19 protein-coding genes are annotated in these 21,435 nt (G+C 72.7%); 16 read left to right on the top strand and 3 right to left on the bottom strand.

Features of this window, described 5'->3' with window-relative positions:
• Positions 1-154 precede the first annotated feature (154 nt).
• The 4 genes from ACFVQ3_RS12830 (at position 155) to ACFVQ3_RS12815 (ending at position 2,694) form a co-directional block, all read left to right on the top strand.
• A complete protein-coding gene (locus tag ACFVQ3_RS12830; RefSeq protein ID WP_387639502.1) occupies positions 155-889 on the top strand; it encodes a hypothetical protein in 735 nt (244 codons plus the stop codon).
• Positions 890-969: 80 nt separating this feature from the next.
• Entirely contained in the window at positions 970-1,401 is a 432-nt protein-coding gene (locus tag ACFVQ3_RS12825; protein ID WP_387639500.1) for a thioredoxin family protein, read from the top strand.
• Positions 1,402-1,441: 40 nt separating this feature from the next.
• Complete coding sequence (locus ACFVQ3_RS12820; RefSeq protein ID WP_387639497.1) at positions 1,442-1,903, top strand: DUF4395 domain-containing protein; 462 nt, start codon at positions 1,442-1,444, stop codon at positions 1,901-1,903.
• A gap of 119 nt (positions 1,904-2,022) precedes the next feature.
• Entirely contained in the window at positions 2,023-2,694 is a 672-nt protein-coding gene (locus ACFVQ3_RS12815) for a pentapeptide repeat-containing protein (protein ID WP_387639494.1), read from the top strand.
• 155 nt (positions 2,695-2,849) lie between these two features.
• On the opposite strand, the gene ACFVQ3_RS12810 is transcribed toward ACFVQ3_RS12815, so the two are convergent.
• A complete protein-coding gene (locus ACFVQ3_RS12810) occupies positions 2,850-3,260 on the bottom strand; it encodes a DsrE family protein (RefSeq protein ID WP_387639491.1) in 411 nt (136 codons plus the stop codon).
• Between the two features lie 253 nt (positions 3,261-3,513).
• Between ACFVQ3_RS12810 and ACFVQ3_RS12805 the strand changes: the two genes are divergently transcribed.
• The 9 genes from ACFVQ3_RS12805 (at position 3,514) to ACFVQ3_RS12765 (ending at position 11,152) form a co-directional block, all read left to right on the top strand.
• Complete coding sequence (locus tag ACFVQ3_RS12805; protein ID WP_387639488.1) at positions 3,514-4,131, top strand: FABP family protein; 618 nt, start codon at positions 3,514-3,516, stop codon at positions 4,129-4,131.
• 83 nt (positions 4,132-4,214) lie between these two features.
• On the top strand, positions 4,215-5,435 hold the full coding sequence (locus tag ACFVQ3_RS12800; protein ID WP_387639486.1) for a YgfZ/GcvT domain-containing protein: 1,221 nt from the start codon (positions 4,215-4,217) through the stop codon (positions 5,433-5,435).
• Positions 5,436-5,495: 60 nt separating this feature from the next.
• Complete coding sequence (locus tag ACFVQ3_RS12795) at positions 5,496-6,647, top strand: aromatic acid exporter family protein (RefSeq protein ID WP_387639484.1); 1,152 nt, start codon at positions 5,496-5,498, stop codon at positions 6,645-6,647.
• Positions 6,648-6,811: 164 nt separating this feature from the next.
• Positions 6,812-7,075 (top strand): type II toxin-antitoxin system Phd/YefM family antitoxin, encoded by a 264-nt coding sequence (locus ACFVQ3_RS12790; RefSeq protein ID WP_138822733.1) that lies wholly within the window; start codon positions 6,812-6,814, stop codon positions 7,073-7,075.
• Between the two features lie 13 nt (positions 7,076-7,088).
• Complete coding sequence (locus ACFVQ3_RS12785) at positions 7,089-7,514, top strand: type II toxin-antitoxin system VapC family toxin (RefSeq protein WP_387639480.1); 426 nt, start codon at positions 7,089-7,091, stop codon at positions 7,512-7,514.
• A 9-nt stretch (positions 7,515-7,523) separates the two neighbouring features.
• Complete coding sequence (locus tag ACFVQ3_RS12780) at positions 7,524-7,865, top strand: DUF2516 family protein (RefSeq protein ID WP_387639478.1); 342 nt, start codon at positions 7,524-7,526, stop codon at positions 7,863-7,865.
• A gap of 5 nt (positions 7,866-7,870) precedes the next feature.
• Positions 7,871-8,869, top strand: a complete 999-nt coding sequence (locus ACFVQ3_RS12775) for an asparaginase (protein WP_387639475.1) — start codon at positions 7,871-7,873, stop codon at positions 8,867-8,869.
• A complete protein-coding gene (dtd, locus tag ACFVQ3_RS12770) occupies positions 8,866-9,291 on the top strand; it encodes a D-aminoacyl-tRNA deacylase (RefSeq protein WP_387639472.1) in 426 nt (141 codons plus the stop codon). The genes ACFVQ3_RS12775 and dtd overlap by 4 nt, the downstream gene beginning before the upstream one ends.
• A 298-nt stretch (positions 9,292-9,589) precedes the next feature.
• The gene (locus tag ACFVQ3_RS12765; RefSeq protein WP_387639469.1) at positions 9,590-11,152 is read left to right on the top strand and encodes a glycosyl hydrolase family 18 protein; all 1,563 of its coding nucleotides are present in this window, start codon (positions 9,590-9,592) and stop codon (positions 11,150-11,152) included.
• 114 nt (positions 11,153-11,266) lie between these two features.
• On the opposite strand, the gene ACFVQ3_RS12760 is transcribed toward ACFVQ3_RS12765, so the two are convergent.
• The gene (locus ACFVQ3_RS12760; protein WP_387639467.1) at positions 11,267-12,274 is read right to left on the bottom strand and encodes a CorA family divalent cation transporter; all 1,008 of its coding nucleotides are present in this window, start codon (positions 12,272-12,274) and stop codon (positions 11,267-11,269) included.
• Positions 12,271-12,579: a hypothetical protein gene (locus tag ACFVQ3_RS12755; protein ID WP_387639464.1), complete on the bottom strand. Its 309-nt coding sequence runs from the start codon at positions 12,577-12,579 to the stop codon at positions 12,271-12,273. Before ACFVQ3_RS12755 ends, ACFVQ3_RS12760 begins: the two co-directional genes overlap by 4 nt.
• A 466-nt stretch (positions 12,580-13,045) precedes the next feature.
• On the opposite strand from ACFVQ3_RS12755, the gene ACFVQ3_RS12750 reads away from it, so the two are divergent.
• From ACFVQ3_RS12750 to ACFVQ3_RS12740, 3 genes are all read left to right on the top strand, one after another.
• Positions 13,046-16,063, top strand: a complete 3,018-nt coding sequence (locus tag ACFVQ3_RS12750) for a LuxR C-terminal-related transcriptional regulator (RefSeq protein WP_387639461.1) — start codon at positions 13,046-13,048, stop codon at positions 16,061-16,063.
• Positions 16,064-16,272: 209 nt separating this feature from the next.
• Positions 16,273-18,297, top strand: a complete 2,025-nt coding sequence (locus ACFVQ3_RS12745) for a glycosyl hydrolase family 18 protein (protein WP_387639458.1) — start codon at positions 16,273-16,275, stop codon at positions 18,295-18,297.
• Positions 18,298-18,590: 293 nt separating this feature from the next.
• Entirely contained in the window at positions 18,591-21,290 is a 2,700-nt protein-coding gene (locus ACFVQ3_RS12740) for a glycosyl hydrolase family 18 protein (protein WP_387639455.1), read from the top strand.
• The last annotated feature ends 145 nt before the right edge of the window (positions 21,291-21,435 follow it).

Here is a 21,435-nt window from a genome sequence, read left to right as displayed (position 1 = left end):
GGTCGACGGGGTGACCAAGGCCTTTGCGCTGTTACAACCTTGTTTCGTGTTCCCGTGCGGCGTCATCTGGGAGACTCATGTTCGTGCTCAGCCTCTCCGGACCCGGTACCGCCCTCGCCCCCTCGCCGCTCGCGTCGTCGGGGGAGTGTGCCTAGTGGGCCTCTCCTCTCGCGCCGTCGCCACGTCCGTGGTGGCCGCGGCGGTCGCCGCCGCCGCGTTCTTCGGACTCCTGCCCCTGACGCTCGCGGCCGCCGCGCTCGTCGTGCTGATCGCGGTCGGGTGGCCCGCGCTGCTGGGGCAGCCCGCCCCGGGCGGCTCCGGTCTGGTGATCGGTCTGACCGGGGTCGGTGCCGTCGCCGTCGTGGCCGCGACCGACGGCGAGCCCGCGCTGCGCAACCTGCCGCTCGTGCTCGCGATGGGCATCGTGTTGGCGTTCGTCGCCGAGATGCTGCGCCGGGACGGCCGCCCGCGGCTCGTCGAGTCCCTCCTGGGCACGGTGAGCGGACTGGTCGTCGCGGTCTCGGCCGCGGGCTGGATCGCGACCGACCGCACGGACGCCGGCGCGGAGCTCGTCGTGACGTGCGCTGCGACGATCGCCGTCGCGTCCGCGATCTCGGCGCTGCCCCTCGCCGGGTGGTGGAGCTCGGTCGTGACGGTCGCCGCGGCCGCTGCGGCCGGGGGCGGCCTCGGGTACGTGCTGCCCGAGGTCGCGATCAGCAACGGGCTGTGGACGGGCGTCGTCTCGGGGATGCTGGTCGCGGGGCTGCGAGCCCTGTTCGACCAGCTGCCGGCCCTCGAGCGCAGGCAGGCGGCTGTTGCTGCGATAGTGCTGCCCGTGACCGTCGGGGGGATCCTGGTCTTCGTGGTCGGTCGCGTGGTCGTGGGCTGAGCGGCCCGCCGACAGCCTGCTGAGCGGCCTGCCGCACGGCGGGTCCGCCGTGATGCTGTCCGAGGAAAGAGGTCGACGCGATGGTCTGGCGCATCCTGGTCCTGGTCGTGGTGCTCGCCGCGAGCGTGCTGCTCGGGCTCTGGTGGCAGCGACGGCAGGGGGTGGTCCGTGCGGCCCGGCCTGCGGCCGAGGACGGCGCGGTCGACTGGGCGGCCCTCGGCATCGTCCTGGGGGAGCACCGCACGTTCGTGCAGTTCTCGAGCGAGTTCTGCTCGCCCTGCCGGCACACGGCCCGTGTGCTCGACGAGGTCGTCGCGGCGCGCACCGACGTGACACATCGCGAGATGGACGTCGACGAGCACCACGATCTCGTGCGAACCTTCGGCATACTGCGCACTCCGACGGTGCTCGTCCTCGACCCGTCCGGTCGAGAGGTCGCTCGGATGAGCGGCAGCGTGAACCGGGCCCAGGCGGTCGAGGCGCTCGACGTGCCCGCCGGGTCCGTCGTCTGACACCGCTCGCCCACCGGGGCGGGCCGACCGAGGAGCCACCATGTCGCACGACCCGCACCCTTCCCCGAGCGTGGCCCGGGGCATCGACCCGCGTGGCCCTCGCGTCGGCGCCGGGATCACCGCCCTGCTGCTCGCCGTGACCCTGCTCCTGGGCGCGTCCCAGGCGGCGCTGTGGTTGCTGACGTTCATCGCGCTGAGCTTCCTGCTGGGTGCGCTGCGCGGGGCCCAGGGCACGTGGCAGGGCTGGGTCTTCAAGACGATCGTCCAGCCCAGGCTCGGCCCGACGGCGGAGCGCGAGGACCCGCGTCCGCCGCGGTTCGCGCAGGGCGTCGGGTTCGTCATCACCGGGGTCGGTGTGGTCCTGGGCTTCACGGTGTCGCTCGTGGCGGTGCCGGTCGCGGCTGCGCTGGCCCTGGTGGCAGCCGTGCTCAACGCGGCCTTCGGGCTGTGCCTCGGCTGCGAGATGTACCTGCTGATCCGGCGGTTCGCGCCCGCCCGCTGAGGTCCGCGGGTGCCCGGGTCCCCGTCCGCTGAGGTCCCCGCGTCCCCTCGTCCCCGTCTCCTCGGGTCGGCACCGAGGTGCCGCGGGTACGGCGAGCGGTCGAGGCGTAGGGTCGTGCGGTGCCTGCGCAGAACGACTCCTCGACCACCGTCCCGCCCCGGATCAGACGGCTGCGTGCCGGTGTCCGCTCCCCGGGCGACGCCGAGGGGATCGGCCCGGAGGACCGCCGCCACGACGAGCGGTTCGAGGGTGGCGACCTGTCCCACGCCGACCTGTCCGACGTCACGTTCGAGCGCTGCGACCTCGTCGGGCTCTCGCTGCACCAGGCTGACCTGCGGGCCGCGACGTTCAGCGAGTCCCGGCTCGAACGGGTCGACGCACCCCTGCTGAGCGCCCCGCGGTCCGTGTGGCACGACGTGGTGCTGGCCGGGTCGAGGATCGGGTCCGCGGAGCTCTACGAGTCGGGGTGGCGGTCGGTCGAGCTGGTCGACTGCAAGCTCGGCTACGTCAACCTGCGCGGGGCGACGATCCGCGACCTGCGGCTCACGCGGTGCACCGTGGACGAGCTCGACCTGACGAACGCCCAGGCCACGCGCGTCGCGTTCGAGGACACCTCGGTCGACCACCTCGTCCTGGCGAGCGCGCGGCTCGCGCACACCGACCTGCGCGGAGCGCGCCTGCGCCGGATCACGAGCCTCGAGAGGCTCGCAGGGGCCACGCTCAGCCCGTCGCAGCTCGTCGAGATGGCGCCGCTGTTCGCCGCAGAGCTCGGCATCCGCGTCGAGGACTGATCACGCCCGGGCCGGACCGGCCGTCGGTACGAGCGAGGTGCAGAGGTCGCGCTCGCGCTGACAGCCCGCCACGGCGCTCGGTGCGACGCGCGCGCGACGGATGCTGCGTCGTCGGGCCTGGTCGCGGTGTGCGCGTGGCGGACGACGCCCAGGCGTCAGTAGACGAGGGCCTGCGCCCCCGGGCGCAGCGCCTCCTCGACGAACACCGACGCGCCCGCGATGCGCACCCCCGGGAGCAGGTCGGCCTCCGTGATGCCGCGGCGCACGGCGCACTGGGTGCAGACCGTGACGGTCCCGGCGGACAGGATCACGTCCAGCAGGTCGGGCAGGGCCGTCGCGTGCTCGAGCTCGAGCTCGCTCGCACGCCCCGGGAGCCCGAACCACGCCGACTCCCCGGTCAGCCACACGCTGACCTCGACCCCGGCAGCGACCGCGGCGGCCGCGACCGTGAAGGCCTGGTTGGTCGCCTCGGGGCGTTCGAGGCCCGCGGTCGACTTGACGACCAGGGAGCGGGAGACGGCGGCCGGGACGGCCGAGGACGGCGGCGGGACGGGCTGGGAGGTCACGTGCGCGAGCCTAGAGGCCGGACGGTAGGATCGGCGACATGTCCACGCATGCACTCGAGCTCATCTTCCTGGGACTGCTGATCGCCGCGACCGTGACCATCACGTGGTTCGCAGGGTTCGTCGTCTACAAGCTGTACAAGGGCCAGCGCTGACCTGAGCGTCGCACCGGGCGCCGTCGCCCGGTGAGATCACGGTCCTGCTCCCTTGTCGTCACCACCGGTCCCCGGACCGGAACCGCCGGAGGTACCACCAGATGGCTTTCGCGTTCCCTGAGGGGCTCGCCCCCGAGGCCTACCCGCTCGCGTGGCTCGTGGGCTCCTGGCGTGGCGAGGGAGTCATCGCCTACCCGGGTCTCGCCGAGACACCGTTCGTCCAGGACGTCGTGTTCGACCACGACGGCGGCCCGTACCTGCGGTACGAGTCGACCCTGCGCGTCCTCGAGGCCGAGGCCCCCGAGACCGTGCCCGAGGCCTGGACCACCGACGACCCCGCCGAGGCTCTCGACCCGTCGAGCGACGAGACCGGGACGAGCAGCGAGGGGAACCTCGCGCCCGGGCGCATCTGGTCCACCGAGACCGGCTACTGGCGCGTGTCCCCCGAGCGCCCCGAGGGGCTGCCCGAGGACAAGGCGGCGATCGAGGTCATGATCGCTGACCCGTCGGGCCGCATGACCCTGTACCTGGGCGTCGTCGGCAACGGTCGGGTCGACCTGTCGAGCGACGCCATGGTGCGCACGTCCACCTCGGCCGAGGTCACGGCGTCGAACCGGCTCTACGGCAACGTCCAGGGCCAGCTCCTGTGGGTCTGGGAATTGGCAGCCTTCGGTCAACCGTTGCAGTCGTATGCGTCGGCGAAGCTGGACCGCCTCTAGCCCTCCGACGCATGAGGCACGGCCGACGCCACCGCGCGGCCGGACGGACGTGCGCCCACCGGCGCCGAGGAGGTTGTTGCACCGTGACCGCTGGACCTGACGACGCCACCCAGACCGCCCCGACCGAGACCGCGGTCCGGACGAGCCCGCTGCTCTCGCGCCCCGGCGCGGTCGCGGGCTCCGGGCCCGACGCGGGCGTGGCCTGGCACTACGGCGACCCGACGGGCGAGCAGCGTGCGCTCGAGTCGGGCGGCGCGGTCGTCGACCTCTCGCACCAGGGCGTCGTGCGGGTCACGGGCCCCGACCGCCTGACGTGGCTCAACTCGATCACGTCGCAGGACCTCCTGGGCCTGACACCCCGCACCTCGACCGAGCTGCTCGTCCTGAGCCCGCAGGGGCACGTCGAGCACGCCGCGGGGGTCGTCGACAACGGCGAGTCCACGTGGCTCGTGACCGAGGGCTCGCACGCACCGACCCTGGCCGCATGGCTCGACCGGATGAAGTTCTCGCTGCGCGTCGAGATCACCGACATGAGCGACGAGATCGCCGTCCTGGGTGAGCCCCGCGACGCCGAGGGCGTGGAGGGCGAGCCCGTCACGTGGCGCGACCCCTGGCCGCGCACCGCGCCCGGTGGCACGCGCTACGGCCCGGCGGACGACGAGCACCCCGGCGCGCACCGGCCGTGGCGCCTCGTCCTGGTGCCCCGCGCCGACCTGCCCGACGCCGTCGCGTCCCGGGAGGCCGCGGGGTGGCGGCTCGCAGGGACCTGGGCGAGCGAGGCGCTGCGCGTCGAGGCCTGGCGTCCCCGCCTCGCGACCGAGGTCGACCACCGTTCGATCCCGCACGAGCTCGACTGGCTGCGCACCGCGGTCCACCTGCACAAGGGCTGCTACCGCGGCCAGGAGACGATCGCGCGCGTGCACAACATGGGTCGTCCGCCGCGGCGGCTCGTGATGCTCCACCTCGACGGCTCGGGCCACCTGCTGCCCGTCGCCGGGGCCGAGGTGCGGCTGCCGGGCGGCGCCCCGGGACCGGACGGGACGGTCGCCCCCGGCCGCGCGGTCGGGGTCGTGACGTCGGTCGCCCGGCACCACGAGCTGGGCCCGGTGGCGCTCGCGGTCCTCAAGCGCAGCGCACCCGAGGACGTGGAGCTCGTCGTCGACTGCGACGGGGGCGCGGTAGCCGCGGCCCAGGAGGTCGTGGTCCCCGGCGAGGGCGTGTCGGTCGACCGTCCCGCACCGCGTGGTCCGGTCGCACGAGGCATCACCCCCAAGGGTGAGGGCGCGCCCCAGAGCATGATCTAGAGCGGTATCCGAGGACCGTGCCGGGACCCCGGCACGGTGGGACGCGGTGAGCAGGAGCACATGACGCAGGCGCGGGAGTCGGCCGGGGGAGCGACGGCCCCGGAACCGGGGGCGGTCGAGACGGCCCGCAAGGCGTTCCGTCGGCTGGTGCTCCGTGCTCGGCTGCGGCAGGGGACCTCCCGCGTCCGGGCGGCGTTCTGGCCCATCATCCAGGCCTCGCTCGCGGCGGGTCTCGCCTACGGGATCGCGCACTTCGTGTTCGGGCACCCGTACCCGTTCTTCGCGCCCGTCTCGGTGTGGGTCTGCCTCGGGTTCAGCCTGGACCGACAGGTGCGCAAGGTCGGCGAGCTCGCGATCGGCGTGGCGGTCGGCGTGGGGCTGGGCGACCTCATCGTCCACTTCATCGGGTCGGGCTGGTGGCAGGTCGCGATCGTCCTCGCGACGTCCGCACTGGTGGCCCGGTTCATCGACCGCGGGGTGCTGCTCGCTACCCAGGCCGGGGTGCAGGCCATCGTCATCGTGGGGCTGCCCGCGACGCAGACCGGTGGCCCGGGAGGCCGGTTGGTCGACGCGCTGGTCGGCGGGGCGGTCGCGCTGCTCGTCGCGACGCTCACCCCGGGCGACCCCCGCCGTCGACCCCGGATGCTGGGCGACGAGGCGACGACCGAGCTCGCGGAGACGCTCGAGCTGCTCGCCCGCGGCTTCCGCTCCGGGGACGTCGACGACCTGGACGCCGCGCTCGTGCGCGGACGGGCGTCCGAGCCCGCGCTCGAGGAGTGGCAGGCCACCGCGACGAGCGCCCAGGAGCTGTCGCGGGTGAGTCCCGTGGGGCGCAAGCACCGCACCGAGCTGGGCGACATCGAGCGCAAGGCGGTCCTGGTGGACCGGGCCATGCGCAGCGTCCGCGTCCTGGCCCGTCGGGCCCGCCCGGTCGCGGGGGCCGAGCACGACCTCCTGCCCGTCGCGGCGATCGTCGACCGGTTCGCGGCCGGCACACGGGTGCTGGCCGAGGCGATCGGTGCGGGTCGCGACCCGTCGACCGCGCGGGAGATCCTCGCCGACACCGCGGCCGCGGCCGACCCGCGGACCGTCGGTGCGGGGGACTGGCAGGTCCAGTCGCTCGTGATGCTGCTGCGCTCCCCGATCGTGGACACGCTCGAGGCCGCGGGGATGTCCCCCGAGGACGCCCGGGCGGCCCTGCACGAGCTCTGACCGGCCGCGTGGCGTGCCGGGAGCGCCCCGGGGCGCGCCCGGAACGTGCCGAGGCCGCGCCGCGAACGTGCCGGGGCCGCGCCGCGGCGCGCACCCCGCAGATCCGCAGGACTGGCGCGCGTGGAGGTCTACGCAATCCGGGCGTTGGCCGGTACCTTCAGGGGATGGAGGTTTCCGTCAGCGCCCTGCGGGCCGAGCTGAAGTCGTGGATCGAGCGGGCGCGTGACGGGGAGGACGTGGTGATCACCGAGCGCGGCATCCCGGTCGCGCGGCTGAGCGCGATCGACAGCGCGGACCTGATCACGTCGCTGACCCGGGACGGCCTGCTGACGCCGGCCACCGAGGAGCGGCCCGTGCACACTCCGCCCGCTCGCCCGGCTGCCAAGCAGTCGGCGATGTCGGGCCTCGTGCGCCGCATCCGACGCTGAGCGGGCGCGCCTCATGGCACTGGTCTACTTCGACGCGAGCGCGCTCGTGAAGCTGTGCGTCGCCGAGCCCGGCTCCGAGCTCGCGAGCGCCCTGTGGAACCGGGCGGACGTCGTCAGCACGAGCCGTCTGTCCGACACCGAGGTCCGCGCCGCGCTCGCCGCGGGCGAGCGCACGGGGGTCCTCGACGCCGCCGAGCGGGCTCAGGCGCTCGCCACGTGGGAGCGGCTCTGGCCCGCGCTGCACCTGGTCGAGGTCTCGCCCGAGGTGCTGGACCGGGCGAGCGTCCTCGCGGGCGCGAACGGCCACGCGCTGCGGGGCGCCGACGCCGTGCACCTCGCCTCGGCGCTGGTGCTGCGCCACGAGGACGCGATCTTCGCCGTGTGGGACGAGCGCGTCGCGAGCGCGGCGCGCGCGGAGGCGCTGCGCGTCCTGCCGTAGGCTCGTGTCGTGTTCGGAGCAGCCCAGACCCTCGTCTACCTCGTCCTCTTCCTCGCGGTGTTCGTCGCGCAGCTCGTCGCGCTCATCGACGCCGCGAGCCGGCCCAAGAACGCCTACACGGCCGAGGGGAAGCTGACCAAGAACCTCTGGCTGCTCATCCTCGGTGTCTGCGCCGCGCTGGGCTTCATCGCCCTGCCGCCCATGGGGGCGAGCGTCGGCTTCCTCAACATCTTCGCGGTCGCACCCGCGGTGATCTACCTGGTCGACGTGCGTCCTCGTCTGAAGCCGTACGGCCGCGGGTCGGGCGGCTCGGGAGGGTCGGGCGGCAACCGCCGTCCGGGCGGGTGGTGACCGCCGTGCTGCGCTCCGCCGCTCCGCTCGCGGAGGTCGTCCGGGGCGACCTGGTCGAGTCCGTGCACCTGGGGCACCTGGTCACGACCGACGCCGCGGGTGCCGCGGACCTCGTGGTGGGCGACCCGTCGACCGTGATCTGGCCCCGCTCGTCGGTCAAGCCGTTCCAGGCCGTCGCGATGCTCCGCAACGGGCTGTCCCTGCCGCCGCGCCTGCTGGCGCTCGGCGCCGCGAGCCACAACGCCGAGGACTTCCACCTCGCGGGGGCGCGCGAGATCCTCGCGGGCGTCGGGCTCGACGAGTCGGCGCTGCGCAACACGCCGGACATGCCGGTCTATCCTCCTGCGGCGTTCGCCTGGCAGGAGCTGGGCAACGGCCCGGCGTCGATCACCCAGAACTGCTCGGGCAAGCATGCGGCGATGCTCGCGACGTGCGTCGCTGCCGGCTGGGACACCTCGACGTACCTGGAGGTGACGCACCCGCTCCAGGTCGCGATCCGCGAGACGCTGCTCGAGCTCACGGGCGACGACGCGGCGGACCTCCACGTCACGGTCGACGGCTGTGGGGCACCGCTCTTCTCGACGACTCTGCTCGGCATGGCGCGGGCCTTCGGCCGGTTGGCCGCGGCGCCCTCCACGGCGCCCGGGTCGCCCGAGGCCCTGGTGGCGCGCGCGATGTCCTCGTTCCCGGAGATGGTCGGTGGGACGGGGCGCGACGCGACCGAGGTCATGCAGGCCGTGCCGGGCCTCGTCGCCAAGGACGGGGCGGACGGTGTCTACGCTGCGGGCCTGCCGGACGGGCGGGCGCTCGCGTTCAAGGTCCTCGACGGTTCGCCCCGTCCGCGCCCCGCGGTGCTGGTCGCCGCGCTGTCGGTGCTGGGTGCGAGGGATGTTCCCGGGGCCGACGGCGCCGCGCTCGACCGCGTCGGCCGCACCCCGGTCCTGGGCGGGGGAGAGCCCGTGGGCGAGGTACGGGTCGCGTTCGGACCGGGTCGCGCCGCATGAGGGCCGTCGTGCAGCGCGTGACGCGCGCGAGCGTGAGCGTGGGCGGCGAGGTCGTGGGGAGCATCGACCGACCGGGACTGGTCGTGCTCGTGGGCGTGACGCACGACGACGGGCCCGCGCAGGTGGAGCTGGTGGCGCGCAAGGTCGCCGAGCTGCGGATCCTGCGTGACGAGCGGTCGGTGCTTGACGAGGGGGCGCCGGTGCTGGTCGTCAGCCAGTTCACGCTCTACGCGGACACCAGGAAGGGCCGCCGGCCTTCGTGGAACGGCGCGGCCAGGGGGGACGTGGCGGAGCCGCTCGTCGCCGAGGTGGTCGCGGCGCTGCGCGCGAAGGGCGTCGAGGTCGCGACCGGGGTGTTCGGTGCGGACATGCAGGTCGAGCTCGTCAACGACGGCCCGGTCACGATCCTCGTCGAGGCGTAGGGGGCGTCGAGGCGCGAAAGGCTACCGTTCGTAACGTTTCGAGCGTTTCGCCTGGTTGGTAAGGGAAATCCCTTATGTGACCGCTGTGAACCATGTGGAAGCCCCGTACATCTTTCGCGCGCGGCGCTGGCTAGGTTCGGGAGTGCCCGGCCGCTGGTGTCCTTTCCAGGAACCCGGCGCCCGGGGCTCCGGAACGGACCGGAGTCAGCAGCACGGAAGACGAAGAGGCCTCCCCTTGCACGCATCCCGCACCCCATCCCCGCTACCACGCCGCAGCCGCCGCGCAGCCGGTGCCGTGGTGACCGCGACGACCCTCGCCCTCGTGGGCTCGGGCCTGGTCGCGGCAGGCGCCGCGACGGCCGCCCCTGCCCCGGCTGCCCCGGCAGCAGTCAGCCCCAACGGCGACAACGACATCAACGGGTACCGCAACGTCGGCTACTTCATGTCGTGGGCTCCCGAGAACTACGGCTACACGGTCAAGGACTTCCAGGAGACCGGCCAGGCCGACCAGATCACGCACGTCAACTACGCGTTCGCGAACATCCACCCGACCGACCTGACGTGCTTCATCTCCGACAAGGACGGGTCGCCCGCACCGGGTGGCAACGACGGCGCCGGTGTCGCCGGCGCCGACTTCGTCGACGCCGTCAGCGCGGCGGACTCGATCGACGGGGTCGCGGACACGGCCGACCAGGCGCTCGCCGGGAACTTCAACCAGCTCCTCAAGCTCAAGGAGGAGAACCCCGACACCAAGGTGCTGGTGTCGATCGGTGGATGGACCTGGTCCAAGTTCTTCTCGAAGGCGGCCGCGACGCCCGAGTCCCGCGAGAAGTTCGTGTCCTCGTGCATCGACCTCTACCTCGAGGGCAACCTGCCGGAGATCGGCGGCCGCGGAGGCGCGGGCGCGGCAGCGGGTCTCTTCGACGGGATCGACATCGACTGGGAGTGGCCCGGGGCCCCGACCTGGGCGCAGCACCCCGAGAACTTCATCGACCCGGTCAACGACAAGGCGAACTTCACGGCCCTGCTCGCGGAGTTCCGCGAGCAGCTCGACGAGTACGGCGCCTCGCAGGGCAAGGAGTACCTGCTCTCGTCGTACATCCCCGTGAACCCGACGGCCATCAACGCCGGCTGGGACGCCCCGAAGATCTTCGACTACCTCGACTACGGCAACATCCAGGGCTACGACCTGCACGGCGGCTGGTCGCCGAACCTGGCCGGGCACCAGTCCAACCTGAAGGACGACCCGTCGTACACGGGTGACATCTCGGTCGAGCAGGGCATCGACCTGTACCTGAGCCGGGGCGTCGACCCCCAGCAGATCACGCTGGGCATCCCGGCCTTCGGCCGCGGCTGGACGGGCGTCGAGGACGGCGGCAAGGCCGGCGTCTGGCAGCGCGCTGCCGGTGTCGCCGCGGGCACGCACGAGCCCGGCTACAAGCAGTACTTCGAGCTGCGCGACCACGGCACCGAGTACTTCGACGAGAAGACCGGCTCCTCGTGGCGCTACGACGGCAACGAGTGGTGGAGCGTCGACTCGCCGCGCGCGGTCGAGTTCAAGGCGAGCTGGGTCGTGGAGAAGGGCCTCGGCGGCTCGATGTGGTGGGACCTCGCGGGCGACTACGAGGACGAGCTGGTCGGAACGGCCGCGGACGTCTACCGCGCGTCGCAGCCCGGCCCGGTCGACTCGGACGCTCCCGGTGGATGCTACGGGGACTGGACCAAGGCCGGCATCTACACTGCAGGCCAGGTGGCGTCCCACCAGGGCGTCAACTACCAGGCCAACTGGTGGGTCCACACCAACGCACCGGGCACCGAGACGCACTGGAGCCCGTGGCGCGTGGTCGGTTCCTGCGTCTGACCTGACGCGGTAGCGGCCTCGGCCCTGCGCAACCCGACGCCGTCGGGACCACGACCTGCCTGTCGTGGCCCCGACGGCGTCCGCACGTCCACGAGCACCGCCGGGGCGAGGGGGTCAGCGGAGCCAGCCGCGCCGCTTGATGTACACCAGCGGGATGACCGCGGCGACGAGCGTCACGAGCACGACCCACGGGAACCCGAGCTCCCACTCGAGCTCGGGCATGCGCGTGAAGTTCATGCCGTAGAACGACGTGATGAGCGTCGGCGGCAGGAACACCGCGGTGATGATCGTGAACACCTTGACGATCTGGTTCTGCTTGACGTCGAGCGAGGTCATGATGGCCTGCTGGAGGTAGCGGACCTTGTCGTGCTCGAAGCTCGCGTGCTCCTTGACGCCGTCGACGTCCGCGATGAGGGTCTCGACCAGTCCCGCGAGCACGGGGTCGGTGTCGGCGATCTCGCTGCGCAGGTGCCGCGCGGCCCGCGCGAGGGAGAGCTGGGACTCCTGCGTGCTGGACACGATCTCCTCGGCCCGGTTCATGCGCGCGATGGTGCCCTGCATGTCGGTCACGCCGATCTCGCGCCCGCGCCGGTCGTAGCCGAGCGTGGCCTCCTCGATCTGGTCGGACATGTCCTCGAGCAGGTCGCTCGCGTGGTGGATGACGCGCTCGGCGGCCTCGTTGAGCGCGTACAGCAGCGCGTACATGACGCCGTAGGAGGTCTGGGTCAGGCGCGGCGTGCGCCGCATGCGGGCGATGGCCTTGTCGAAGATCGGGTAGTGCCGGCTGGGCTGAAGGGTCACGACGCGTTCGGGTGACAGCGCGAACATGAGCACCTCGCGCTCGATGCGCTCGCCGCGCCGGTAGGTCGCCACGACGGGCAGGTACACGTGGTCGTCGGTCTCCCAGACGCGCCCGGAGGCAGGGGAGAAGTCGACGCCGACCTCCGCTGCACGCTCGAGAGCGGCCGGGTCCTCGGACGCGACCTGGAGCCAGCGGGCACGCAGCGCCTGGGGGTCGAACCGTGGGGCCGGCCGGGCCGGGGCGGGCGACCGGCGAGCGGCGGTGCGGGGCGCGGCACCGGCGGGGGGCGCCGGGGCGACCACGGGCGTCGCCCCGGTCACGGTGCCACCGCCGGCTCGTCCAGGGACACCACGTCGGTGCCCGACGGCGTCGCTCCCGTCGGGGCGGTCGTCGTCACCGGTGCCTGGGCGGGGTCGTCGTCGTGGCCCGCGGCCAGCAGGTGCGTCCCGAGGAGGGCCGTGCAGATGAACAGGTACAGGCCGATCGTGAAAGCGATCGACTGGCGTTCGAGGTCGGGGCGGCGGGGAGCGGGCGCGGGGGTGGTGGCCCGGTTCGTTCGGAGTGGTGCGGAGCCCTTGCGAGTGGTCGCGGGGCAGGGTGCACTGAGGTGTGTGCTCGTCGACATGGTGGTCCTTCCCGGCGCCGTGCTCTCGACGGTGCCGACCGGACGCCGGGCCGCCCTGCGTGCGGGCAGGGCAGGTCCTGGCGAGGGGGGGTGACGGTGCATGGAGCGCACTGGCGACCGCCCCGAGGGCCGTGCCGGGAGAGCCGACCGGAAGGGTCAGCGGGCAGGGTGGAGGGGAGCGAGCGCGCAGTGCGGGGATCTATGACTGCTGCCGTCCGGCATCGCTCTCACCTCCTTCTCATCTGCTTCTGGTTCCGTGCTCGTCTGAGGTACCGAGATCTCTCGGCAGTAGCAGACGGAGGAACGAGGTCACCCTAGACCTGCTCGAAGGCCCCGGCAAACCGCCCCCGACGGAAGCTGCCGAAGACACTGACGGGTAACAGGACAGGATGCCCGCTTTTACGTCGGGTTGTTAACATTCCTGAGAGTCGTCCGGCCATCGTTGCCCCGGACGGGAGGGTCTGACATGCCAGCCAGCCAGCAAGAAGTCCTGACCTCAGATCAGGTGCGCACGTCCCGCACGTCCACCGAGCACCGGCCGGAACGGCTGTCGTCGCGACGGGCGGAGATCGACCTCGCGCTCGCGGCGGTCGCCGACGGGCGGGGCGCGTTCGTCTGGACCGGCGAGCCGGGCATGGGCGCGAGCACCACGCTCGAGCTCGTCCACGAGGCGCTGCACGGGGCGAGCGGACCGCACCCGCCCCTGGTCCTGAGGGTTGCCCAGGCGGTGGGCCCGGAACGCTCCGGCGGGGCGGTGCGCTCGCTCGTGTCCCAGGTCGCCCAGGTCACCGGGTGCGCGGTGCCGGACCGGCTCGTGCGCCCGCTCGACGTCGCCGACCCGGAGTACGGGTACCTGCCCGAGGTCGGCGCGGTCGCGCTCGCCGAGTACCTGGAGGAGGCGGTGCCCGACCGGACGGTCGTGCTCCTCGCCGACGACCTCCACCTGGTCGACGAGATCAGCCGTGCCGTGGTCGTCGGGCTCGTCGCCCAGCGTCGCGCCGCGCTCGTGCTCCTCGCGACCGCCGTCCCCGGCGGCTTCGACCGTCCGTTGCCGTACCCGATCGAGGTCCGCGAGCTCGCACCCCTGGGGCCGCCCGAGGCGCTGCACCTCCTGCTCGTCGAGGAGCGTCTGGCGGTGGCCCCGCACGTCGCTGCGCGGCTCGCCCAGAACCTCGCGGGCAACGCGGCGGCGATCGCCCAGACGGCCCGGCTGCTGTCGAGCGAGCAGCTCGCGGGCACCGCGATCCTCCCGGACCCGCTGCCCCCGGTGCCCGCGGTGCGCACGCTCCTCGCCGACCGGCTCGACGGGCTCGCCCCCGAGGAGCGGCGCGCTCTGCTCGTCGCGGCGGTCGCGGTCGTCGAGCGCACGGACGTGCTGCTCGCCGCGTCGGGGCTGAGCATCGAGGAGGTGCTCGACGGGCCCCTCTCGGGGCAGCTCTCCCTGGTCTCGGGTCGCTTCGCGTTCACGGACCCGCGGGTGCGCTCGCTGGTCCACGGCGACGCCCGCCTCGCGGACCGCACGGCCGCGCACCTGCGGCTGGCGACGGTCCACACGGCGGTCGGCGAGGAGGACATCGCCACCTGGCACACGGCGCTCGCGACGCTCGCGGGGGACCCGACGCTCGCTCCCGGGCTCGTGTCCCTCGCCCAGCGGCTCCTCGAGCGCGGGGACGTGGTGTGGGCCCACGAGGTCGCCCGCGAGGCCGCGAGCCAGGCTGCCGCGACGGAGCGCGGAGAGGCGTACGTGGTCGCGGGGACGGCCGCGCTCCAGTCCGGTCACGTCCACGATGCGGCCGACTGGCTGCGACGGGCCGCGCGCTGCGAGGGCGGCGTGAGCTCGGCACGCATCCTGGGCCCGCTCGTCACCGCGCTCACGCACGTCCAGGGCCAGGTGCCCGACGACGTCATCGCCCCGTTCCTCGCGCTCGCCGACAACGACGACGCCTGCACCTGTTGCGTCGACCACGAGGGCCGTCCTCGCGACGCGGCCGGAGGATGCGAGATCGGCGACGTCGTGAAGGGGCTCACGAGCGCGGCGACGCTGCACGCCGAGCGCGGCGACGGCGTCGCCGCGTCCCAGGCCTTCGACGCGGCCAAGCGGCTCGCGCGACGCTGCACGCAGGGGGTCGGAGGGCTCGACGTCGTGCGGTCGTGGCTCGCCAACTACGGGGTGGGCGAGCGCGGCAAGGGAGCCACCCTGCCCGGTTCGTGCCTCTCGCCCGAGCAGGAGGCGTACGCGCAGGTCAGCCGGGCGATCGCCCTGGCCGACGAGGACGCCCTGGACACCGCTGGCCAGGCGCTGGCCAGCGCGGTCGCGAACCTCGCGCCGGTGCGCAACGGCGGTCGGTGGTTCGACGCGCCGTCGGGAGCCGTGACCCCGTACGTCGAGGCGCACCTCCGTCTGGCGCAGGTGCTCGTCCACTTCTGGTCGGGGAACATCACCAAGGCGCGCCGCGAGCTCGAGGAGGCGGCGTTCCGCCTGCCCGTCGGACTGCCGTTCGCGGGGACCGGGGTCGCGGTCGCGCGCCGCCTCGACATGGCGGTGCACGGCAGCGTGGGGACGGTCGCGACCGCGCTCGAGGAGACCTGCTCCTGCCCGACGTCGCGACCCGTCCGGCTGGGGCTCCTCGTGGACCGGGCCATCGGGGCGTCGTTCGCGCGCCACCACACCCAGGCGGCGACGCTGCTCGAGCTGGCCGCCGAGACCGACCGGCGCGACTGCGCCCACATGCTGCACCTGCCCGGGATGGACGACGTCGAGGCCTGGGTCCTCGCCGGCCGCCCGGACGCGGCCGAACGAGCCCTCGTGCGGCGGCGCGTCGAGGCCAAGGACCTCTCCCCGGCGAACCGTGTCGCGACGCTCGCCCGCGCCGAGATCGCCCTGGCACGGCCCGAGGACGCGGTAGCGCTGCGCGACGCGGTCGCCTCGGCAGGCCGAGGGATCGCGTCGCCGTTCGAGCACGGACGCACCGAGCTCTGTCTCGGGCGGGCTCTGACCCGCTGGGGAGACCTGCCCGCGGCCCACGAGCACCTGCTCTCCGCGGTCGAGCTCCTCACGCAGTCCGGGGCGTGGGCGTGGGCGCGGCAGGCGCAGGGGGAGCTCGCCGGCGTCCTCGGACACCTCCAGGCCCTCCAGGTCGCCTCCGCTCGCACCGACCACCCGCCCGTGCCGACCACGACACCCGGGGGAGGCGTCCCGCACGCGGGGGCCTCGCCGTCGGGCAGGCCTCGCCTCGCCGCACGCGAGAGCGACGTGTCCGACGACGCCCTCGACGAGCTGCGCGCCCGCTGGGCCGACGAGCTCACCGAGCGCGAGCTCGACGTCGCGCTCCTGGTCGTCCAAGGGGGCTCCAACCGCGAGGCCGCGGACCAGCTCTACCTGTCCGTGCGGACCGTCGAGGTGCACCTGGGCCGCGTCTTCCGCAAGCTGGGGGTGCGCTCGCGGGTCGAGCTCGCGGTGCTCGCGCACCGGGTCGGACGATGAGCCGGACGGGTCGTGGGGGCGGGGCGACCCGTATGCCCCGCAGGGGTACGTAGGGGGGAACACCTACGCGCCACTGTGTATGTACGCGAGGTGAACAATGTGGGAAACGCTGATTCACGAGGGCCAGGTCGCTCCCTAGGGTCGGGGTGTTCCTGGGCAACGACGTCCGGGTCACCGGGCACAGAGCCCCCACCCAGTGAGGCATACACATGCGACTGAGAACCCCCCGAGGACGGGCGAGGAAGCTGGCCGCGGGACTGACCGCGGCAGCCATGCTCGCGACGTCCCTGGTCGCCGGCACCGTCGCCGCGACCGCCAGCCCCCTCCCCGCAGCCACCACGACCGCCGCGACCGGCGACAGCGCCATCAACGGCTACCGCAACGTCGCCTACTTCACCCAGTGGGGTGTCTACGGGCGCGACTTCAAGATGAAGGAGCTCCAGGACTCCGGCGCCGCCGCCGACCTGACGCACCTCAACTACGCGTTCGGCAACATCCACCACCAGACGCTCACCTGCTTCGAGGCCAACAAGGCGCAGGGCACCGGGCCCAACGGGTCCGACGGCGCGGGCGACGCCTGGGCCGACTACGGCATGGGCTACACCGCAGCCAACTCGGTCGCGGGCGTGGCCGACGCCTGGGACCAGCCGCTCGCCGGCTCGTTCAACCAGATCAAGCAGCTCAAGGCCAAGAACCCCCAGATCAAGGCCATGCTGTCGATCGGCGGCTGGACCTGGTCCAAGAACTTCTCCAAGGCCGCCGCGACCGACGCGAGCCGCAAGAAGCTCGTGTCGTCCTGCATCGACCTGTACCTCAAGGGGAACCTGCCCGTCATCGACGGTCGCGGCGGCCCCGGCTCGGCGGCCGGCGTGTTCGACGGCTTCGACATCGACTGGGAGTGGCCCGGCTCGCTCAACGGTGAGGTCGGCAACATCGTCGACATCGCCAACGACAAGGCGAACTTCAAGGCCCTCCTCAAGGAGTTCCGCACCCAGCTCGACGCCTACGGCGCGACGACGGGCAAGAAGTACCAGCTCAGCGCGTTCCTCCCGGCGAACCCCGACGACATCGCGTCCGGCGGCTGGAACGACCCCGAGAACTACCAGTACCTCGACTTCGGGAACATCCAGGGCTACGACCTGCACGGCGCCTGGAACAAGACCCTCACGGGCCACCAGGGCAACCTGTACGACGACCCCACCGACACGCGCCCCGCGAACCGCCGCTACAGCGTCGACAAGGCCGTCAAGGCCTACCTCGACGCCGGCGTCCCCGCGAAGCAGCTCACCCTGGGGCTCGCGATGTACGGCCGAGGCTGGAAGGGCGCGACGTCGTCGGCCCCCTGGGGCGTCGCGACCGACGCCGGCCCCGGCACCTGGGAGGCCGGCAACGAGGACTACGACAAGCTCAAGAACCTCGGCACGGGGTACTTCGACCCGGTATCGGTGGCCTCGTGGCGTCACGACGGCAACCAGTGGTGGAGCTTCGACGACCCGAAGTCCGTCGCTGTGAAGGGCGACTACATCGCCGCCAAGAAGCTCGGTGGCGCCATGTGGTGGGACCTCACGGGCAACCAGGACGGCTCGCTCCTCAAGGGGCTCGCGACGAAGTTCCGTGCGGCACCGGCCGGGCCGGTGATCGGTGACCCGACAGGTGGCGGCGGCACGACCGGCGGCACGACGGGAGGCACCACGGGTGGGACCACCGGTGGCACCACGGGTGGCACCACGGGTGGGACGACCGGCGGCACCACGGGCGGGACGACCGGCGGTACGACCGGCGGGACCGGGACCGAGTGCGCCGCGGCGTGGACCGCGACCGGAACCTACAACGGCGGAGCGACGGTCTCCTACAACGGCAAGAACTACAAGGCCAAGTGGTGGACCCAGAACGAGACGCCCGGCACGGCCGGCGGTCCCTGGGAGCTCGTCGGCACGTGCGGCACCTCCGGCGGGACGACGGGCGGCACGACCGGTGGGACCACTGGTGGCACGACCGGCGGGACGACCGGCGGCACCACGGGTGGGACGACCGGCGGCACGACCGGTGGGACGACGGGTGGCACGACCGGCACGGGCACCTGCACCGCCCCGGCATGGTCGGCCACGGCTGTCTACAACGGCGGGGCCTCGGTCTCGCACAACGGTCAGAAGTACACCGCCAAGTGGTGGACGCAGAACAACGTCCCCGGGGCCGAGCAGTACGGCCCGTGGCAGGCGCTCGGCGCCTGCTGAGAGTCGGGCCGGGGGGCGGGATCCCCGCCCCGCCCCCCGGCTCCCTCCCCACGACCCCCGCCGAGGACCGACGCCGAACGAGGCTCCGTCACCGGTGGGTACCACGTAGCGGTTCGCCGCTGCCGGACCCGAGGTCCTGCTGACCGGCCAGACGGCCGCTGCGGACCTCGGGTTCGGCGACGTCCTCCCCAGCTCTCCGTGAGCTCCCCTGATCTCCGCCGGGCAGCGCCCTGCGGTCCTCTGGCGCTGCACGCACGCCGCGTGCCGCGCTCCGCACAACGAAGGCAGACTCGATGCACGTGAAACTCTCCGGGCACCGCGCCCGGGTCGGCGCGGCCCTCGCGACCACGACGGCGCTGTTCGCGACGATGCTCGTCGCGGCTGCGTCGTCGGCCGCGGCCGCCGACTGCGCCCCGGCCTGGTCGGCGACCGCGACCTACACCAACGGTGCGACCGTCTCGAAGGACGGTGTGAACTACTCGGCGAAGTGGTGGACCCAGAACAACGTCCCCGGCGCCGAGGCCTCCGGCCCGTGGGCCTCCCAGGGAGCGTGCGGCCCGACGGGCGGCACGACCGGTGGGACGACCGGTGGCACGACTGGTGGCACGACCGGTGGCACGACGGGTGGGACGACCGGTGGCACGACTGGCGGCACAACGGGCGGCACGACCGGTGGCACGACGGGTGGGACGACCGGCGGCACCACGGGCGGTACGACCGGCGGCACGACCGGTGGCACCACGGGTGGCACGACCACCCCGGTGACCCCCGTGACGGGCCACGAGGCGTGCCGTCCGGACGGCATGTACAAGACCCCGGGCGTGGACGTCCCCTACTGCGACGTCTACGACACCGCGGGCCGCGAGAAGCTCCCCAACGGCCTCGACCGCCGAGTGATCGGCTACTTCTCGAACTGGCGCACGGGGGCCAACGGCCAGCCGCGCTACCTCGCGAGCGACATCCCCTGGAACAAGCTGTCGCACATCAACTACGCGTTCGCGCACGTGGGTGCCGACAACAAGATCTCGGTCAACGCGCAGGCCGCAGGCAACGCGTCGACCGACATGACGTGGCCGGGGGTCGCCGGGGCCGAGATGGACCCGACGCTGTCCTACAAGGGGCACTTCAACCTGCTCGCCAAGTACAAGAAGGCGAACCCGGGCGTGAAGGTGATCCCCGCCGTCGGAGGCTGGGCAGAGACGGGCGGCTACTTCGACGCGAACGGCAACCGTGTCGCGTCGGGCGGCTTCTACACCATGACCGAGTCGCAGGCGAAGATCGACACGTTCGCCGACTCGACCGTCGCGTTCATCCGTCAGTACGGGTTCGACGGCATCGACATCGACTACGAGTACCCCACGTCCAACAAGGGTGCGGGCAACCCCGACGACTTCGCGTTCTCGGACGCCAAGCGTGGGCAGCACTTCCAGGGGTACGTGAACCTCCTCAAGACGCTCCGCGAGAAGCTCGACAAGGCGGGCGCCGAGGACGGCGAGTACTACATGCTGACGACCGCGACGCCGTCGTCCGGGTGGCTGCTGCGAGGCATGGAGGCCTTCCAGGTCGTCCAGTACCTCGACTACGTCAACCTCATGTCGTACGACCTGCACGGTGCGTGGAACGAGCACGTCGGCGGCAACTCGCCGCTGTTCGACGACGGCAAGGACCCCGAGCTCACGGCCGCGGGTGTGTACACGGCGTACAAGGGCATGGGCTACCTCAACGGTGACTGGGCCGCGCACTACTTCCGCGGCGCCATGCCTGCGGGGCGCGTGAACCTCGGCGTCGGCTTCTACACGCGCGGCCTCCAGGGCGTGCAGGGCGGCACCGACGGCATGGGTGGCAAGGCCGTCCCGCCCGCGGGCTTCACGTGCCCGGCGGGGACCAACGGCAAGTGCGGCTACGGCGCGGAGGGTGTCGACAACCTCTGGTTCGACTCCGACCCCATGGGCAACGCGGTCCCGGCCGGCGTGAACCCGATCTGGCACGCGCTGAACCTGCAGAAGGGGATCGCGGGCGACTACGCGGCCTCCTACAAGGTCCCGACGGCCGTCACGGGTTCGTACGTGCACCACTTCGACCCGGTCACCAAGAACGAGTGGTGGTGGAACGCGAGCAAGAAGGTCTTCCTGTCCGGTGACACGACGCAGGCGATCGGCGCCAAGACCGACTACGTGGCCGACACGGGTCTCGGTGGCGTCATGATCTGGGAGCTCGCGGGCGACTACGGCTACAACCAGACCAAGGGCCAGTACGAGATCGGCCAGACCATGGTCGACCTCATGCACTCGAAGCTGAGCACGACCACGGCCTACGGCGCCACCAAGGCGAACGCAGACCGGGTCATGCCGAAGCAGGCGATCGACCTGAGCATCGACTACACGCAGTTCGCGCTCGGTGACAGCAACTACCCGATCAACCCCAAGGTCGTGTTCACCAACAGGTCGAAGACCGCCATCCCGGCGGGTGCGACCGTCTCGTTCCAGTACGGCACCACGGACACGGGCGAGATGAGCGACTGGTCGGGCATGAAGACGACGACGACCAAGCAGGGTCATGTCGGCCCGAACGTCGGCGGCCTCAAGGGCGACTTCCACACGGCAGAGTTCACGGTGCCTCTCGGCGGCATCCCCGCGGGCGGGAGCATCACGAACCAGCTCAAGTGGACGATGCCGATCGCGCAGTTCTCCAACGTGATCGTCACGATCAACGGGACGTCCTACTCGACGACCTACGACTACCCGCGCGGCGTCACGGTCGTCGAGCCCACGGGCGGGACGGGCGGGACGACCGGCGGCACCACGGGCGGCACGACGGGTGGCACGGGTGGCACGGGCGTCTGCACCGCGACGGCCTGGTCCGCCACGGCGACCTACGCCGGCGGAGCCCAGGTCAGCCACGCAGGGCGCACGTGGACGGCGAAGTACTGGAACCAGGGGGACACCCCGGGGGCTCAGCAGTGGGGGGCATGGACCGACGGAGGCGCCTGCTGACGTCGTCCGACCGCTGACCTCCGTGGGGCGGGCGCCTCGGCGCCTCGGCCGGCCCGCCTGTCCCACGGACGTCGTCGGGTACGGGGAATCCCGTACCTCCCCGGCAAGGATGTGGGATCCCCTCATCACCCTTTCCGGCAGCCAT

The organism is Oerskovia sp. NPDC057915 (assembly GCF_042887685.1).
Taxonomy (GTDB): domain Bacteria; phylum Actinomycetota; class Actinomycetes; order Actinomycetales; family Cellulomonadaceae; genus Oerskovia.
The sequence above is the reverse complement of the archived record's forward strand: the minus strand, read 5'-3'. Positions and strand labels throughout refer to the sequence as shown.